The sequence below is a fragment of the Burkholderia sp. BE17 genome (genome assembly GCF_009362305.1).
Classification (GTDB): domain Bacteria; phylum Pseudomonadota; class Gammaproteobacteria; order Burkholderiales; family Burkholderiaceae; genus Burkholderia; species Burkholderia pyrrocinia_C.
Genome location: NZ_WHNU01000062.1, coordinates 1 through 16,040, shown reverse-complemented (window position 1 = coordinate 16,040; position 16,040 = coordinate 1). Strand labels below are relative to the sequence as shown.

Here is a 16,040-nt window from a genome sequence, read left to right as displayed (position 1 = left end):
CTTCGCTTAGGCGGGACGGGATGGGCCGTGCTGTCCGCAACACGCTGAAAAACCGTATCGCTATGAGGGACCAGCCATGATTCAAGTGGGCGACGCGCTGCCCGACGCGCAGTTGTTCGAGTTCATCGACGACGCGCGCGAAGGGTGCACGCTGGGGCCGAATGCCTTCAGCGTGCGCGACCAGGTTGCGGGAAAGCGGGTGGTGATCTTCGGATTGCCGGGCGCTTTCACGCCGACCTGCTCGGCGCAGCATGTACCGGGCTACGTCGAACACGCCGAGCAACTGCGCTCGGCGGGTATCGACGAGATCTGGTGCGTGTCCGTCAACGACGCATTCGTGATGGGCGCATGGGGACGTGATCTGCACACCGCGGGCAAGGTGCGCATGATGGCGGACGGCAGCGCTGCTTTCACTCATGCGCTGGGGCTGACGCAGGATTTGTCCGCGCGTGGCATGGGAATTCGTTCTCTGCGCTACGCGATGGTGATCGACGGCGGTGTGGTCAAGACGCTGGCCGTCGAGGCGCCGGGCAAATTCGAAGTGAGCGATGCGGCGAGTGTTCTCGCGACGTTGACGTCCTGATCGTGCGGTGCGCCGTTGCCTGCCGGCAACGCTGCTCACCGGCCTCAGGGCAGTTGTAACACGGGCTGATGACCGGAAACGCCTCCGTTCCGGGCATCGGCCCGTCCCGTATCGGCGCGAGTAAACTGCCGAAACAGATTGATACGCAGTTTCAAACAGCGTTGAATAGGGAATTACGCTATAATCCCATCTATCGAATATAACTCCTGATTGATATATTCAATCAAGACGAAGAACACCATGCTGAAGCAGCGCACCATCAAATCGATCGTGAAGACCGTGGGCATCGGTCTGCACTCGGGCCGCAAGGTCGAACTGACGCTCCGTCCGGCGGCGCCCGGCACGGGCATCGTCTTCTCGCGCGTCGACCTGCCCACACCCGTCGATATTCCCGCATCGGCCATGTCGATCGGCGACACGCGGCTCGCGTCGGTGCTGCAAAAGGATGGCGCGCGCGTGTCGACCGTCGAGCACCTGATGTCGGCGTGCGCGGGGCTCGGCATCGACAACCTGTATGTCGACGTGACGGCCGAGGAAATCCCGATCATGGACGGCAGCGCCGCGTCCTTCGTGTTCCTGATCCAGTCCGCCGGCATTGAGGAGCAGAACGCGCCGAAGCGGTTCATCAAGGTGACGAAGCCGGTTGAAATCCGCGACGGCGACAAGTTCGCGCGTCTCGATCCGTTTTTCGGCTTCAAGCTGAAATTCACGATCGACTTCCGTCACCCGGCCGTCGACAAGACCGGCCAGGAACTCGAGGTCGATTTCGCGAACACGTCGTACGTGCGCGAGATCGCGCGTGCGCGCACGTTCGGGTTCGCCCATGAAGTCGAAATGATGCGCGAGCTCGGCCTGGCGCGCGGCGGCAGCATGGACAACGCGATCGTGCTCGACGAGTACCGGATCCTGAACAACGACGGGTTGCGCTACGACGACGAGTTCGTGAAGCACAAGATGCTCGACGCGATCGGCGACCTGTACGTGGTCGGCCATCCGCTGCTGGCGTCGTACACCGCGTACAAGTCCGGGCACGGGCTGAACAACGCGCTGCTGCGCGAGCTGCTCGCGCACGAAGACGCATACGAGATCGTCACGTTCGACGATCCGCAGACTGCGCCGAGCGGCTTCGCGTTCGACGCGCAGACGGCGTTCGCCTGACCGGCGTTCGGCACCAGCGATAAAAAAAGCGGCCTGCGGGCCGCTTTTTTGTTGGTCGGCCGCCGCCGGCGGCGCGCTCAGCGCGGCGATTTCGCGCCGTGTCGGGCCGCCATCCGCGCGAGCGCGGCCTGCAGCGGCGACGGTTCGAGGTGGTCGGCGAGGTCGCGCAATGCGGCGGCGCCGACCGAGGTCATCCGCGCCTGCTTCACGTGCGGCGGCTCCGGCGCGTCCTTCGGACGCACGCGCACGCGCAGCGTCGCGACAGGCCAGCCGCGCTTCTGGAGATCGCCGAGCAGCCGCGGTTCGACCTGCCGCAGCCGCGCGGCCAGCGCATTGTGCGCGGCAAAGAGGGTCAGGGTACCGTCCTTGACGAAGCCCGGTTCGACATGATTCGCAAGATAGTCGGGCAGGAGCGCGGACAGATCACGCTGCAGCGACGCGATCTGCTCGACGCCGGCGCGCAGCGCAGTGAACGCGTCGGTGCGGCCGAGTACTTCGGACACGGGTTGCGGGCGATGCGCGGCGAGCGGGCCGAAACGCTTGGAAAATCGGTTCATCGAGGCATTCTTCGGGCGCGCACGCGCGCGGACGTTGACGCCGATTGTACCCGCGCCGGCCCGTGCACGGGCGGCTTTCGCCCCGTCCACCCGGCCTCGGCGCGCAATGCCCGTCCGGCCGAGACGCGGGCGCACGCGCCCCCGCGTGCTAAAATTCACCGTTTGAGTCCACTAATTCGCTAAGCCGCCGAGGCTCGGGCGTCGAGGCGCGCAACACGCGCCGGACGCCGGTGCTGCGACGCAGGATCCGATCCGATGACAACCGGTTTTCTCCAGAAAATTTTTGGCAGCCGCAACCAGCGGCTCGTCAAGCAATACCAAAAGACCGTCACGACGATCAATGCGCTCGAAACGCAGATCGAGAAGCTGACGGACGACCAGTTGCGCGGCAAGACGGACGAATTCCGCCAGCGGGTCGCGGCCGGCGAGTCGCTCGACAAGCTGCTGCCCGAAGCGTTCGCGGTCTGTCGCGAGGCGAGCCGCCGCGTGCTGAAGATGCGGCACTTCGACGTGCAGTTGATCGGCGGCATGGTGCTCCACTACGGCAAGATCGCGGAAATGCGTACCGGCGAAGGCAAGACGCTCGTCGCGACGCTGCCCGTGTACCTGAATGCGCTGGCCGGCCGCGGCGTGCACGTCGTGACCGTCAACGACTACCTCGCGCAGCGCGACGCCGAATGGATGGCGCGCCTCTACAACTTCCTCGGTCTGTCTGTCGGCATCAACCTGTCCGGCATGGAGCACGACCAGAAGCAGCAGGCCTACGCGGCGGACATCACGTACGGCACGAACAACGAGTTCGGCTTCGACTACCTGCGCGACAACATGGTCTACGAGACCGACGCGCGCGTGCAGCGGGCACTGAACTTCGCGGTCGTCGACGAAGTGGACTCGATCCTGATCGACGAGGCGCGCACGCCGCTGATCATCTCGGGCCAGGCCGAGGATCACACCGAACTGTACGTGCGGATGAACGCGCTGCCGCCGCTGCTCGAGCGCCAGATCGGCGAGGAGAAGGCCGACGGCACGGGCGTCGAGAAGCCGGGCGACTACACGCTCGACGAGAAGTCGCGCCAGGTGTTCCTGACGGAATCGGGCCACGAGAAGGCCGAGCGGCTGCTCGCCGAATGGGGCCTGATCGGCGATGGCGAGAGCCTGTACGCGCCGCAGAACATCACGCTGATGCACCACGTGTACGCGGCGCTGCGCGCCCACACGCTGTTCCACAAGGATCAGCACTACGTCGTGCAGAACGGCGAAGTGGTTATCGTCGACGAATTCACGGGCCGCCTGATGGCCGGCCGCCGCTGGTCCGACGGCCTGCACCAGGCCGTCGAGGCGAAGGAACACGTGAAGATCCAGAGCGAGAACCAGACGCTCGCATCGATCACGTTCCAGAACTACTTCCGGATGTACGCGAAGCTCGCGGGCATGACGGGTACCGCGGACACCGAAGCGTACGAATTCAACGAGATCTACGGTCTCGAGACGGTCGTGATCCCGACCAACCGTCCGCCGAAGCGGATCGACAAGCAGGACCAGATCTACAAGACGGCGAAGGAGCGTTACGACGCGGTGATCCGCGACATCCGCGACTGCCACGAGCGCGGCCAGCCGGTGCTGGTCGGCACGACGTCGATCGAGAACTCCGAACTGCTGTCGCACCTGCTGACGCAGGCCGGGCTGCCGCACGAAGTGCTGAACGCGAAGCAGCACGAGCGTGAAGCCGCGATCGTCGCCGAAGCCGGCCGCCCGAAGCGCGTCACGATCGCGACCAACATGGCCGGCCGCGGCACCGACATCGTGCTCGGCGGCAACGCCGAGAAGCAGGCCGCGTTCATCGAGGCCGACGAAGCGATCCCGGCCGACGAAAAGGCGCGCCGCATCCAGCAGCTGCACGACGAGTGGGAAGCGCTGCACGAGCAGGTGAAGGCCGCGGGCGGCCTGCACATCATCGGCACCGAGCGCCACGAATCGCGCCGGATCGACAACCAGCTGCGCGGCCGTGCGGGTCGCCAGGGCGATCCGGGCTCGTCGCGCTTCTACCTGTCGCTCGACGATCCGCTGTTGCGCATCTTCGCGGGCGACCGCGTACGCTCGATCATGGATCGCCTGAAGATGCCGGAAGGCGAGGCGATCGAGGCCGGGATCGTCACGCGTTCGATCGAATCCGCGCAGCGCAAGGTCGAAGCGCGCAACTTCGACATCCGCAAGCAGCTGCTCGAATACGACGACGTGTCGAACGACCAACGCAAGGTCATCTACCAGCAGCGCAACGAACTGCTCGAAGCTCACGACATCACCGAGACGATCACCGCGATGCGCCACGGCGTGATTGCCGAAGTCGTCCGCCAGTTCGTGCCGGAAGGCAGCATCGAGGAGCAGTGGGACGTGCCCGAGCTCGAGGAAGCGCTGCGCAACGACTGGCAGCTCGACCTCGCGATCCAGGAAATGGTGAACGAGTCGTCGTCGATCACGGCCGAGGAGATTCTCGACGCCGTGATGACGGCCGCCGACGAGCAGTACGACGCAAAGGTCGCGATGGTCGGCCGCGAATCGTTCAGCGCGTTCGAGCGTTCGGTGATGCTGCAGACGGTCGACCGTCTGTGGCGCGAACACCTCGCGGCGCTCGATCACCTGCGCCAGGGCATCCACCTGCGCGGCTATGCGCAGAAGAACCCGAAGCAGGAATACAAGCGCGAAGCGTTCGAGCTGTTCGCCGCGATGCTCGACGCGATCAAGCAGGAAGTCACGCGCATCGTGATGAACGTGCAGATCCAGTCGCCGGAGCAACTCGAGGAAGCGGCCGAGCAGATCGAGGAGCGCGGCGGCCATCTCGAGAACGTCGAGTACCAGCACGCCGAGTTTGCCGAAGCCGCCGCGCCGGTGGCCGGCGGGGCGGCCGTTGCGGCTGCTGCTGCCACGGCCGACATGGTCGGCAGCGCCATGGCCCACAGCGGCCCCGGCGGCGAGCAGCCGAAGGTCGGCCGTAACGATCCGTGCCCGTGCGGCAGCGGCAAGAAGTACAAGCACTGTCACGGGAAGCTGTCATGATCGACGGCGGCGCGCGTCGCGCGCGCCGCTTCGTTCGCAGCTTCGAGTGAGTGATGTGAGTTGCGGCGGCCCGCGCGTGCGGCTGCCGGTTCTTCCAATCGATGCCGGCGTGTGCCGGCATTTTCCATCCGGCAGGTGTGCCCCATGGCTGTCAATTTTCCGTCGATCGATCCCGCCCAACTGCATCCCGTCGCCGGCGTCACGCTCGGCTGGGCGGAAGCGAACATCCGCAAGCCGAATCGCAAGGACGTGCTGGTCATCTCCGTCGACGAAGGGGCGACGGTCGCGGGCGTGTTCACCGAAAACCGTTTCTGCGCCGCGCCGGTCATCGTCTGCCGCGAGCACTTGGCGAAGGTGCGCACGGGCGGCGCGGGCATCCGCGCGCTCGTGGTGAATACGGGCAATGCGAACGCGGGCACCGGCGAGCCGGGCCTCGTGAACACACGCGAGACCTGCGCGGAACTCGCGCGCCTCGCGGGCATCGAGCCGGCGCAGGTGCTGCCGTTCTCGACCGGCGTGATCCTCGAGCCGCTGCCGATCGACCGCCTGAAGGCCGGCTTGCCGGCCGCGCTCGCGAACCGCAAGGCCGCGAACTGGTTTGACGCCGCGCAGGCGATCATGACGACCGACACGCTGCCGAAGGCCGCGTCGCGCCAGGTCGCGATCGACGGCCACACGGTCACGTTGACGGGCATCAGCAAGGGCGCCGGCATGATCAAGCCGAACATGGCGACGATGCTCGGATTCCTCGCGTTCGATGCGAACGTCGCGCAGCCGGTGCTCGACACGCTCGTGAAGGAAGTCGCCGATCGCTCGTTCAACTGCATCACGATCGACGGTGACACGTCGACCAACGACTCGTTCATCCTGATCGCGTCGGGCAAGAGCACGCTGCCCGCGATCACGTCGACCGATTCGCCGGCCTATGCGGCGCTGCGCGATGCGGTGACGGAAGTCGCACAGGTGCTGTCGCAACTGATCGTGCGCGATGGCGAAGGCGCGACGAAATTCATGACGGTGCAGGTCGAAGGCGGCAAGAGCGTCGCCGAATGCCGCCAGATCGCATACGCGATCGGCCATTCGCCGCTCGTGAAGACGGCTTTCTACGCATCCGACCCCAACCTTGGCCGGATTCTCGCGGCGATCGGCTATGCGGGCGTCGCGGATCTCGACGTCGGCAAGATCGACCTCTATCTCGACGATGTGCTGGTCGCGAAGGCGGGCGGCCGCAATCCGGCCTACCAGGAAGAGGACGGCCAGCGCGTGATGAAGCAGAGCGAAATCACGATCCGCGTGCTGCTCGGCCGCGGCGACGCGCAGGCAACCGTGTGGACGTGCGACCTGTCGCACGATTACGTGAGCATCAACGCGGATTACCGTTCCTGATCGGGAGCGTTCGAACGACATGGACAAGCTTGAACAGTTTCTGACGCGCGCGGAAGCGCTGCTCGGCCGTCTCGAGGGGATGCTGCCGCCCGCGCCGGCGGCCGTCGACTGGAACGCCGCGCACGCGTTCCGCTGGCGCAAGCGCCAGGGGCGCGGCTACCTGCAGGCGGTGCCGGCAGTGTCGTCGATCACGCTCGGCGACCTGCACAACATCGATCGCCAGAAAGGGCTGATCGAACAGAACACGCGGCAGTTCGTGCAGCAAAAGCCGGCCAACAACGTGCTGCTGACGGGCGCGCGCGGCACCGGCAAGTCGTCGCTGATCAAGGCGTGCCTGAACGCGTACGCGAAGGACGGGCTGCGCCTGATCGAAGTCGACAAGGACGACCTGCACGATCTCGGCGACATCGTCGAGTTGATCTCGCAGCGTCCGGAGCGGTTCATCGTGTTTTGCGACGACCTGTCGTTCGAGGAAGGCGAATCGGGCTACAAGGCGCTGAAAGTCGCGCTCGACGGCTCGATCGCCGCGCAGTCGGACAACGTGCTGATCTACGCGACGTCGAACCGCCGCCATCTGCTGCCCGAGTACATGAGCGACAACGAGTCGTACAAGCATCTCCCGGACGGCGAGATTCACCCCGGCGAAGTCGTCGAGGAGAAGATCTCGCTGTCGGAGCGCTTCGGCCTGTGGGTCAGCTTCTATCCGTTCAAGCAGGACGACTACCTCGGCATCGTCGCGCACTGGCTGCGTCATTTCGGCTGCGCGGATGCGGAGATCGAGTCCGCGCGCGGCGACGCGCTCGTGTGGGCGCTCGAGCGCGGTTCGCGGTCGGGACGCGTTGCGTGGCAATTCGCGCGTGACTGGTCGGGTCGCAAGGAGCAGGCATGAGCACGGATCTCGCACAGGGCGCCGTGCGCGCGCCGGATGGCCGCAAGGTGACGGAAGTCGCGGTCGGCGTGATGGTGCAGCCGGATGGCCCGGTCGGCCGCTGCCGTTATCTGCTCGCGCAGCGGCTGCAGGGCAAGCCGTATGAAGGCTACTGGGAGTTTCCGGGCGGCAAGCTGGAGGCCGGCGAGAGCGTCGAGGACGCGCTGGCGCGCGAACTGCACGAGGAACTCGGCATCGTCGTCACGGCGAGCCATCGCTGGCACACGCTCGAACACGATTATCCGCATGCGTACGTGCGGCTTTACTTCTGCAAGGTGACGGGCTGGACCGGCGAGCCGCACAGCAAGGAAGGGCAGGCGTTCGTGTGGCAGCAACTGCCGGTCGACGTCGCGCCGTTGCTGCCGGCGGCGCTGCCGGTGCTCGAACTGCTCGAGAAGGAAGCGGCGTCGCAATGATGCCGCGGCGGCCTGCCTGAAAGGCGGGCCATATCGCCGGCGGGCGGTGCCGCGCGCCGCTCAGCTCTCGGGGCGGCCGTCCGTGCCGTCTTCTTCCGACGAAGGGCCTTCGTCGGACGTACCGCCGATCCGGTACTTTTCGGCAGCCCAGGCGCCGAGGTCGAGCTGCTTGCAGCGAGCCGAACAGAACGGGCGGAACTGATTTTCAGGGGCCCAGCGCACTTCGGCGCCGCAGGACGGGCATTTCACAACGGTAGTCATACGAAAGCGTCGATCCGGCACGCGGCCGTTACAGATTGCACAGTGTCAGATGGAACGGCACGTCGATGTCCACCGCGCGCGGCCGCACATCGCCGTCCTGCATGGTGAACCGTACCCACAGCATGTATTTGTTCGCGCTCGCTTCGGGAATGACGCGCAACTCCGGCGGCACGCGCACCTGCATCAACTGGTACGTGCGGCCGGACAGCATCTGCTGATAGCTGCCCTGCATCGCCATGACCTTCGACGCCTGGCCCGATTCGCGCGCGAGGCGCAGCACGATCGACGCGGCGTCGCGTAGCGGCAGCATCGGCATGATCCACTTCGCGATGTCCTGGCGCCGCTGCTCGGCGGGCCATTGCTGCCACGCATAGTACGACGGCAGGTCGAACTTGCAGGTGCCGCCGGGAATCACCGCGCGGCTGCGGATGCTGGCGAGCCACTCGTTGTCGATGAGGTGCTGCCCGGTCTTGCCCTGCATCTGCGCGAGATTCGCGAGCGTCTGCTCGATTTCGCCGAGCACGGCTTCGAGCGCGTTCTGCTCGATGCCCGGATTGCCGCGAAAGGGGGCGAGCGTCTGGCGCTGACGTTCGAGCTCCTTCATCAGATCCGATTTCAGGTCCGCGCGGCCGGTTACCTCGGCGATTTCGAACAGCGTCGTCAGCGCGACGTGGTGTTCACGCGGGTCCTCCTGAGCCAAAAAGAACGCGAAGCGCTCGAACAGGTCTTCGAGGCGCAGCAGCGTGCGAATTCGCTCGTTGAACGGATACTCGTAAAGAATCAAGCGCGCTCGCCTCTTGGGTAGGAATTGAAACAATGCAGCACATTCTAATGCTCACTCTCTACCCTAGCAACGCACCAATTTCGTACGCCATCACGATTGCGCGCGAAGCTTACTGCGCGGCGGCCGCGAACCCGAGATAGCGTTGGTGCAGTGCATCGACCTGCGCGGCGAGCGCATCGGGCGTCGTCGTGTCGTTGACGATCACGTCGTCGGCCGCCGCGAGACGGGCTTCGCGCGTCGCCTGTCTCGCGATGATCGCCTCGACCTGCTCGCGCGTGAACCCGTTGCGCTGCATCACGCGCGCGATCTGCGTCTCGACCGGGCAGTCGACGACGAGCACGCGATCGCTGCGCGCCTTCCAGTTGCCCGACTCGACGAGCAGCGGCACGACGAACATCACGTACGGGCCCTGCGCTTCGCGCGCCTCGCGATCGGTTTCCGCGCGGATCAGCGGGTGCGTGATCGCTTCGAGGCGCCGGCGCGCGTCGTCGTCGCTGAAAATCAGTGCGCGCATCTTCGCGCGATCGAGCGAGCCGTCCGCGGCAACGAAGCCGCGGCCGAATGCCTGTTCGATCACAGGCATCGCGAGGCCGCCCGGCGCGGTGATGCGGTGGGCGATCAGATCGGTATCGACGAGCGATGCGCCGCGCTCGCCGAACAGGTCCGCGACGGTCGTCTTGCCGCTGCCGATGCCGCCGGTGAGTCCTACTGCGAACATGTCAGCCTCCGAGCGCCGCATAGAAGGGGGTGCCGAAAAACAGCGTCGCGACGCCGCCCGCCGCGAGGAACGGGCCGAACGGAATCGGCTCCTCGAAGCGCATGCGGCCGCGCCAGGTCGCGACGAGCCCGACGATCGCGCCCGTCACCGCGGCGAACAGCACGACCTGCGGCAACGCGGCCCAGCCCATCCATGCGCCGAGCGCGGCGAGCAGCTTCAGGTCGCCGAAGCCGATGCCCTCGATGCCGCGCAACCATTTGAACAGCCAGTAGATCGACCACAGGAACAGGTAGCCGGCCATTGCGCCGATCACGGCCGCGCGCAGCGACGTGAACGTGCCGCCGAGGTTCAGCACGAGCCCGGCCCAGAGGAGCGGCAGCGTCATTGAATCGGGCAGGTAGCCGGTGCGGATATCGATCGCGCTCATCGCCAGCAGCGCGGCGCACAGCGCGAAGGCGGCAAGCGCGGCAACGGTCGGGCCGAACGCGGCGAGCGAGCCGGCGGCGAGCAGTGCGCACGCGAGTTCGACGAGCGGATAACGGATGCCGATCGCGTGGCCGCAGCGGCGGCAGCGTCCGCGCAGCATCAGGTAGCTGACGAGCGGGATGTTTTCCCATGCGCGCAGCACGTGGCCGCAATGCGGGCATGCGCTGCGCGGGCGCCACAGATCGTAGCGCGGCGGATAACCGTCGTCTGGGGCGGTGCCGGCGTTGCCGGTCGCTTCGGCGATCTCGGCCTGCCATGCGCGCTGCATCATCACGGGCAGCCGGTGCACGACCACGTTCAGGAAGCTGCCGATGCAAAGGCCGATGACGACCGCGAAAGCATACTGCAGCGCGGGCGGCAGCATCGCCAGCGCGAGCAGCGTGCTCTGGGGCGAATCGGGAACGGCGTACAGGGGCGCGGGCGTCATGAGGCTCAAGGTTCGGACTAGAAGGCGACAGAATCGGTTGCGATGCTACACCACGTTGCCGAGCTGAAGGATGGGCAGGTACATCGCGATCACGAGACCGCCGACGAGTGCGCCCAGGACGATGACGATCAGCGGTTCGCCGAGCGCCGCGAGCGTATCGAGACGCGCGTCGAGCTGGCGTTCGCACAGCGCGGCGAGGTCGGCGAGCATCGTGTCGAGTGCACCGGTCTCCTCGGCAACGGCGATCGGTTGCACGACGTCGTCCGGAAAGCAGCCGACCGACTGCATCGCGTCGGCGAGACGCGCGCCGCGCAGCACGCGTGCCGCGATGTGCGCGGTGGCCTGCTCGAACACCGGATGGCCGGCTGTGCGCTCGAGCGTGGCGAAGGCGTCTGCGAGCGGGACGCCGGCACCGAGCAGCGTCGCAAGCGAGCGGCACCAGCGTGCGGCCGCGAACCGTGTGAGCGCGCTGCCTGCGAGCGGGGCGTGCAGCAGGCGCCGCGCGAGCGCATGGCGCAGCGGCGCCGACCGCCGAAGCGCGTGATGGGCGGCAAGCGCCGTTGCCGCGGCAGCAGCCACGAGCACGCCGCCCCACGCCGACAGCGCGGCGGACAGCGCAAGCAGTGCGCGGGTCGGCGCCGGCAGTGCGGTACCGAAACCGTCGAAGATCTGCTGGAATGTCGGCACGACCCACACCATCAACGCAGCCGAGATCGCGAGCGCGAACAGGACGACGGCTGCCGGATACGCGAGCGCGGCACGCAGCTTGCGCCACTGCGCGTCGGCACGCTCGCGGTGTTCCGCGACCCGTGTCAGCACGATGCCGAGCGAGCCGGACGCTTCGCCGACCTCGATCAACTGGCGATACAGCGTGCCGAACTGCGCTGGATAGCGTGCGAGCGCATCGGCGAAGCGCTGCCCGCCGACGATCTCGCGGGCGAGACCTGCGGCGATGCGCGGCACGCCGTCGCGCGTGCGCGTACGCGCGAGCATCTCGAGCGACGGCGCGAGCGGCAGCCCGGCCTGCAGCAGGCTCGCGAGCTGGCGCGTGAAGCGTGTGATGTCGCGTGCGCCGGCCGTCGGCGGCCGGGCCGGCCCGCCGGTGTCGAGCGACAGCACCGCGATGCCGTCGCGCGCGAGCGCGGCGCGCGCAGCCGCGGCGTCGAAGGCGATGACGGTTCCGCGGCGCGGTGCGCCGTCGCGGCGGCGGCCGCGCCACGCGAAGCGGGTTTCACGCGGCGGCGTGCGCATGCTCACGCCGCCGGTGTCGCGGCGACGGCTTCCGCGATACTGGTCGTGCCGTCGCGGACGCGCGCGAATGCCGCGTCGCGCAGATTGCGCACGCCTTCGGCCGCCGCGCATAGCGCGAGTTCGCCGACGCTCGCCCGCGCGACGATGCGTTCCGCCAGCGCGGGCGATACCGGCATCGTCTGATGCAGGCCGATGCGGCCGCGATAGCCGATGCCGTGACACGCGGAACAGCCGCGCGCGACGAACGGCCGCCATCCGGCCGCCAGAGCGGCCGGGTCGCAGCCGGCTTCCCGCAATACGCGCGCCGGTGCGTCCGAGTGCACGCGGCAGGCGACGCACAAGCGCCGGACGAGGCGCTGCGCGGTGACGAGGTGCAGCGCGGCCGCGAGGTTGTACGGCGCGACGCCGATGTCGAGCAGTCGCGCGACGGCGGCCGGCGCGTCGTTCGTGTGCAGTGTCGACAGCACCAGATGGCCGGTCTGCGCGGCCTTGATCGCGACGTCGGCCGTCTCCGCATCGCGAATCTCGCCGACCATGATGATGTCCGGATCCTGCCGCAGCAGCGCGCGCAGCGCCGTCGCGAACGTGAGCCCCGCCTTTTCGGCGACACCGACCTGACTGATGCCGTCGAGCTGGATCTCGGCGGGATCCTCGACCGTGCAGACGTTGTGCGCGTCGCGATCGAGCATCTGCAGTGCGCAGTAGAGCGACAGCGTCTTGCCGCTGCCGGTCGGGCCCGTGACGAGCACGAGGCCGTGCGGTGCGCGTATCGCGGCCTCCATCGCGGCCGCCTGCTGCGCGTCGAAGCCGAGGCGGGCGAGCGTGAGATCGGGTGGCAGCGTTTCGAGGCGCCGCAGCACGAGCTTTTCGCCGAACAGCGTGGGCAGCGAGCTGACGCGGTAATCGCCGCGCGTGCCGCCGTCGATCGCGATGCGCAGCCTGCCGTCCTGCGGCAGTCGACGCTCGGCGATGTCCATGCGCGCGAGGACCTTGATCCGTGCGACGAGCGCGTCGCGCAGGTGTAACGGCGGCCGTGCATGTTCGTGCAGCACGCCGTCGATGCGCAGGCGGATGCGCCAGCCGGCTTCGAACGGTTCGACGTGGATGTCGGATGCGTCGCGCACGCGTGCCGCGTGAAGCGTGTCGGTCAGCAGCCGCACGGCCGGTGCGTCGTCGAGCTGGGCCGCGTCGAGCGCGTGTGGCGCGGCGGCGGGCGGCGCATCGGAGTGGGCGGGCGGCTGCTGCGTGCGCAGCGGCGCCCCGGGAGGAGGGAAATGCATGTGAGCCGGCGCGTCGGCCGCCTGTTGAACGTGACCCGCAGATGGTCGCGCATCGCGGGCGGCGCCGGCAGTCGGTCGTTCGGCTAACGCAGGGCGGTGCGTGGGGTGCGCGTGCCGCGCGGCTTGAAGAGCTTGACGGTGCGCACGGCCTGGTCGTCGCTGCGCATCACCTCGAGCATCACGTCGCCGATTTTCAGGCACACGTCGTCTTCCGGAATTTCCTCGAGGGTTTCGAGAATCAGCCCGTTCAGCGTCTTCGGCCCGTCGGTCGGCAACTTCAGGTGCAACCAGCGGTTCAGTTCGCGCAGCGGCATGCCGGCCGTGACGATGCATTCGCCGTTCTCGTCCCAGCCGCCCGCGCGTTCGCTGCGCGGCATCGACGTCGTGAATTCGCCGATCAGCTCCTCGATGATGTCTTCGGGCGTGACGAGCCCTTCGAGCTCGCCGTATTCGTTGACGACGAGCGCGGTACGCTGACGGGTCTCCTGGAAATACTGGAGCTGCTGAACCACCGGCGTGCCCGACGGCACGTAGTACGGCTCGGCGAGCAGCGAGCGCAGCGTTTCGCGGTCGAACTCCTGGTTGTGCAGCGCGGTCAGCGTCTTGCGCACGTGCAGCACGCCGAGCACCTTGTCGATGTCGCCCTCGTAGACGACGAGCCGGTTGTGATAGCAGGTTTCGAGCTCGTGCAGGACGTCGTCGAGCGGTGCGTAGAAGTTGAGCGATTCGATCTGGCGGCGCGGCACCATCACGTCGTCGACCGTGATGTTCTCGAGATCGAACAGGTTGAGCAGGATGCTGCGGTGCTTGGTCGGCATGAAACTGCTCGACTCGAGCACGATGGCTCGCAACTCGTCGGCCGACATCCGCTGGTCGCGGCCCTTCTTCGTGTTGATGCGCAGCACCCACAGCACGCCGTTCGCGAGCGCGTTGACGAACCAGACGACCGGCTTGAACACGCGCATCAGCGGCGCGATCACGAGGCTCGCGGGCAGGGCGATGCGTTCGGGGAAGGTCGCGCCGACGATCTTCGGTGCGATTTCCGCGAACACGATGATCAGGAACGCGACGATGCCGGTCGCGATCGACAGCGCGAGGTTGTTGCGGCCGAACGTATGCAGCGCGAGCGACGTCGTCAGGACCGGGATGATCGTGTTGAACAGGTTGTTGCCGATCAGGATCACGCTGAGCAGCAGGTCAGTGCGCGTGAGAAGCCCCTGGGTGGTCTTTGCTCCGAGCGCGCCCTGGCCGGCGAGATGCTTCAGCCGATGGCGATTGAGCGCCATCATCGCGGTCTCGGAAATGGAAAAGAAGCTGGAACAGAGGAGAAGCAGGAAGACGGCGCCGATTTGCGCCCATAAGGGAATTTGGTCCACGCGTCGGAAAGGGCAGTGAAGGACAGGGATGTGGGGAATATAGCAGAGGCCGGCGACCGCGATGTGTCGCGCGCGACACGATGGGCCCGCAGCGGCCGGACGAAAAAAAACCGTGCACGCAGTGCACGGTTTTTTCAAATCTGGTCGGGGTGAGAGGATTCGAACCTCCGGCCTCTACGTCCCGAACGTAGCGCTCTACCAGGCTAAGCTACACCCCGATTTGGACTCTTCCGATTTCGCAGTCTTCTTCAAGACCGCTGCGTCGTCGAGCAAGAACATAACTATAACGACGTTTCTTCGAAAATGGAATACCTTGGAGAAGAAATTTTTCGAGACTGGTGATCCCGCCATGTCGAACGTGCGTCGTCGCAGCAGTGGCGACGACGCACGCAATGCGTTTACGACTGCCGCGACGTCGAGTAGGAGCACAGCGCGAGCAGGCTCTCCTTGTAGATCGAATCGGGGAACGCGGCGATCGCTGCCGCTGCCGCCTGCGCTTCCTGGCGTGCGCATTCGAGCGTGTGATCCAGCGCGCCCGAGCGCGTGATCGCTTCGAAAATCGTGTCGAAGCGATCGGTGCCGCCTTGTTCGATCGCCTCGCGTGCAAGCGCCGACTGTTCGGGCGTGCCGCGTTCGATCAGGTAGATGAGCGGCAGCGTCGGCTTGCCTTCGCGCAGGTCGTCGCCGGCATTCTTGCCCATCGCCTCGACGGTGCCCGCGTAGTCGAGCCAGTCGTCCATGATCTGGAACGCGGTGCCGATCCGGCGGCCGTATTCGGCGGCGGCGGCCTCGGTCGGCGCATCGGCGCCGGCGAGCACCGCGCCCAGGCGCGCCGACGCCTCGAACAGCTTGGCCGTCTTGTAGCGAATCACCTGCATGTAGCGCGTTTCGTCGACGTCCGCGTCGTGCATGTTGAGGAGCTGCAGCACCTCGCCTTCGGAAATGATCGTCGTTGCTTCGGACAGGATTTCCATCACGCGCATCTTGCCGACGCCGACCATCATTTCGAACGAGCGCGAATAGAGGTAATCGCCTACCAGCACGCTCGCGGCGTTGCCGAACAGTGCGTTGGCGGTCTGGCGGCCGCGGCGCAGCTCGGATTCGTCGACGACGTCGTCATGCAGCAGTGTGGCCGTGTGGATGAACTCGACGACGGCAGCCAGCACGTGCCGCTGGTGCGACGTCTCGCCTAGCGCACCGGCGACGAGCAGCAGCAATGCCGGACGCAGCCGCTTGCCGCCCGCGCCGATGATGTACTCGGCGATCTGGTTGATCAGCAGCACGTCGGACGCGAGGCTTTGCCGGATGACGCGATTCACCTGCTCCATGTCGCTGGTGATCGGAGCGAGCAGGTGGGCGGCGCTGAGGGTGGGGG

At 66.8% G+C, this 16,040-nt stretch carries 15 protein-coding genes and 1 tRNA gene; 6 read left to right on the top strand and 10 right to left on the bottom strand.

The features are described from left to right. The first annotated feature begins 76 nt into the window (after window positions 1–76). A complete protein-coding gene (locus GD429_RS37000; RefSeq protein WP_031398947.1) occupies window positions 77–583 on the top strand; it encodes a peroxiredoxin in 507 nt (168 codons plus the stop codon). Between the two features lie 240 nt (window positions 584–823). Beyond that, window positions 824–1,741, top strand: coding sequence for a UDP-3-O-acyl-N-acetylglucosamine deacetylase (lpxC, locus tag GD429_RS36995; protein WP_152864759.1), 918 nt, complete (start codon window positions 824–826; stop codon window positions 1,739–1,741). A gap of 77 nt (window positions 1,742–1,818) precedes the next feature. Here the strand turns inward: lpxC and GD429_RS36990 are convergent, their stop codons facing one another. Next, window positions 1,819–2,298, bottom strand: coding sequence for a DUF721 domain-containing protein (locus GD429_RS36990; protein ID WP_034182644.1), 480 nt, complete (start codon window positions 2,296–2,298; stop codon window positions 1,819–1,821). Window positions 2,299–2,553: 255 nt separating this feature from the next. On the opposite strand from GD429_RS36990, the gene secA reads away from it, so the two are divergent. The 4 genes from secA (at window position 2,554) to GD429_RS36970 (ending at window position 8,082) form a co-directional block, all read left to right on the top strand. After that, the gene (secA, locus tag GD429_RS36985) at window positions 2,554–5,352 is read left to right on the top strand and encodes a preprotein translocase subunit SecA (protein ID WP_152864757.1); all 2,799 of its coding nucleotides are present in this window, start codon (window positions 2,554–2,556) and stop codon (window positions 5,350–5,352) included. Between the two features lie 144 nt (window positions 5,353–5,496). Further along, the gene (gene argJ, locus GD429_RS36980) at window positions 5,497–6,738 is read left to right on the top strand and encodes a bifunctional glutamate N-acetyltransferase/amino-acid acetyltransferase ArgJ (protein WP_152864755.1); all 1,242 of its coding nucleotides are present in this window, start codon (window positions 5,497–5,499) and stop codon (window positions 6,736–6,738) included. A 19-nt stretch (window positions 6,739–6,757) separates the two neighbouring features. Then, complete coding sequence (locus GD429_RS36975; RefSeq protein ID WP_152864753.1) at window positions 6,758–7,627, top strand: ATP-binding protein; 870 nt, start codon at window positions 6,758–6,760, stop codon at window positions 7,625–7,627. Next, the gene (locus GD429_RS36970) at window positions 7,624–8,082 is read left to right on the top strand and encodes an NUDIX domain-containing protein (RefSeq protein WP_152864751.1); all 459 of its coding nucleotides are present in this window, start codon (window positions 7,624–7,626) and stop codon (window positions 8,080–8,082) included. The genes GD429_RS36975 and GD429_RS36970 overlap by 4 nt, the downstream gene beginning before the upstream one ends. Before the next feature lie 60 nt (window positions 8,083–8,142). Here GD429_RS36970 and GD429_RS36965 read toward each other — a convergent pair whose 3' ends face one another. The 9 genes from GD429_RS36965 to GD429_RS36925 all read right to left on the bottom strand — a co-directional run. Further along, window positions 8,143–8,343: a DNA gyrase inhibitor YacG gene (locus GD429_RS36965; protein ID WP_152864749.1), complete on the bottom strand. Its 201-nt coding sequence runs from the start codon at window positions 8,341–8,343 to the stop codon at window positions 8,143–8,145. 28 nt (window positions 8,344–8,371) lie between these two features. Further along, window positions 8,372–9,127 (bottom strand): cell division protein ZapD, encoded by a 756-nt coding sequence (zapD, locus tag GD429_RS36960; protein WP_034182650.1) that lies wholly within the window; start codon window positions 9,125–9,127, stop codon window positions 8,372–8,374. A 109-nt stretch (window positions 9,128–9,236) separates the two neighbouring features. After that, window positions 9,237–9,845, bottom strand: coding sequence for a dephospho-CoA kinase (gene coaE / locus GD429_RS36955; protein WP_152864747.1), 609 nt, complete (start codon window positions 9,843–9,845; stop codon window positions 9,237–9,239). Window position 9,846: 1 nt separating this feature from the next. Then, entirely contained in the window at window positions 9,847–10,758 is a 912-nt protein-coding gene (locus tag GD429_RS36950; RefSeq protein WP_152864745.1) for a prepilin peptidase, read from the bottom strand. A gap of 45 nt (window positions 10,759–10,803) precedes the next feature. Next, window positions 10,804–12,009: a type II secretion system F family protein gene (locus tag GD429_RS36945; RefSeq protein WP_152864743.1), complete on the bottom strand. Its 1,206-nt coding sequence runs from the start codon at window positions 12,007–12,009 to the stop codon at window positions 10,804–10,806. Window positions 12,010–12,011: 2 nt separating this feature from the next. Further along, complete coding sequence (locus GD429_RS36940; protein WP_152864741.1) at window positions 12,012–13,289, bottom strand: GspE/PulE family protein; 1,278 nt, start codon at window positions 13,287–13,289, stop codon at window positions 12,012–12,014. An 83-nt stretch (window positions 13,290–13,372) separates the two neighbouring features. Continuing rightward, window positions 13,373–14,665 carry an HlyC/CorC family transporter gene (locus GD429_RS36935; protein WP_321575114.1) on the bottom strand — a complete coding sequence of 431 codons (1,293 nt, stop codon included), beginning with the start codon at window positions 14,663–14,665 and terminating at the stop codon, window positions 13,373–13,375. Between the two features lie 141 nt (window positions 14,666–14,806). After that, window positions 14,807–14,883, bottom strand: a tRNA-Pro gene (locus GD429_RS36930). Window positions 14,884–15,063: 180 nt separating this feature from the next. After that, the coding region (locus tag GD429_RS36925) for a polyprenyl synthetase family protein (protein WP_227792082.1) at window positions 15,064–16,040 on the bottom strand (977 nt) is incomplete at its 5' end.

What these genes read in the sequence shown, in the direction of transcription:
- GD429_RS37000 (WP_031398947.1), top strand. Translation starts at nt 77, where the DNA reads ATGATTCAAGTGGGCGACGCGCTGCCCGACGCGCAGTTGTTCGAGTTC.
- lpxC (WP_152864759.1), top strand. Translation starts at nt 824, where the DNA reads ATGCTGAAGCAGCGCACCATCAAATCGATCGTGAAGACCGTGGGCATC.
- GD429_RS36990 (WP_034182644.1), bottom strand. Translation starts at nt 2,298, where the DNA reads ATGAACCGATTTTCCAAGCGTTTCGGCCCGCTCGCCGCGCATCGCCCG.
- secA (WP_152864757.1), top strand. Translation starts at nt 2,554, where the DNA reads ATGACAACCGGTTTTCTCCAGAAAATTTTTGGCAGCCGCAACCAGCGG.
- argJ (WP_152864755.1), top strand. Translation starts at nt 5,497, where the DNA reads ATGGCTGTCAATTTTCCGTCGATCGATCCCGCCCAACTGCATCCCGTC.
- GD429_RS36975 (WP_152864753.1), top strand. Translation starts at nt 6,758, where the DNA reads ATGGACAAGCTTGAACAGTTTCTGACGCGCGCGGAAGCGCTGCTCGGC.
- GD429_RS36970 (WP_152864751.1), top strand. Translation starts at nt 7,624, where the DNA reads ATGAGCACGGATCTCGCACAGGGCGCCGTGCGCGCGCCGGATGGCCGC.
- GD429_RS36965 (WP_152864749.1), bottom strand. Translation starts at nt 8,343, where the DNA reads ATGACTACCGTTGTGAAATGCCCGTCCTGCGGCGCCGAAGTGCGCTGG.
- coaE (WP_152864747.1), bottom strand. Translation starts at nt 9,845, where the DNA reads ATGTTCGCAGTAGGACTCACCGGCGGCATCGGCAGCGGCAAGACGACC.
- GD429_RS36950 (WP_152864745.1), bottom strand. Translation starts at nt 10,758, where the DNA reads ATGACGCCCGCGCCCCTGTACGCCGTTCCCGATTCGCCCCAGAGCACG.
- GD429_RS36945 (WP_152864743.1), bottom strand. Translation starts at nt 12,009, where the DNA reads ATGCGCACGCCGCCGCGTGAAACCCGCTTCGCGTGGCGCGGCCGCCGC.
- GD429_RS36940 (WP_152864741.1), bottom strand. Translation starts at nt 13,289, where the DNA reads ATGCATTTCCCTCCTCCCGGGGCGCCGCTGCGCACGCAGCAGCCGCCC.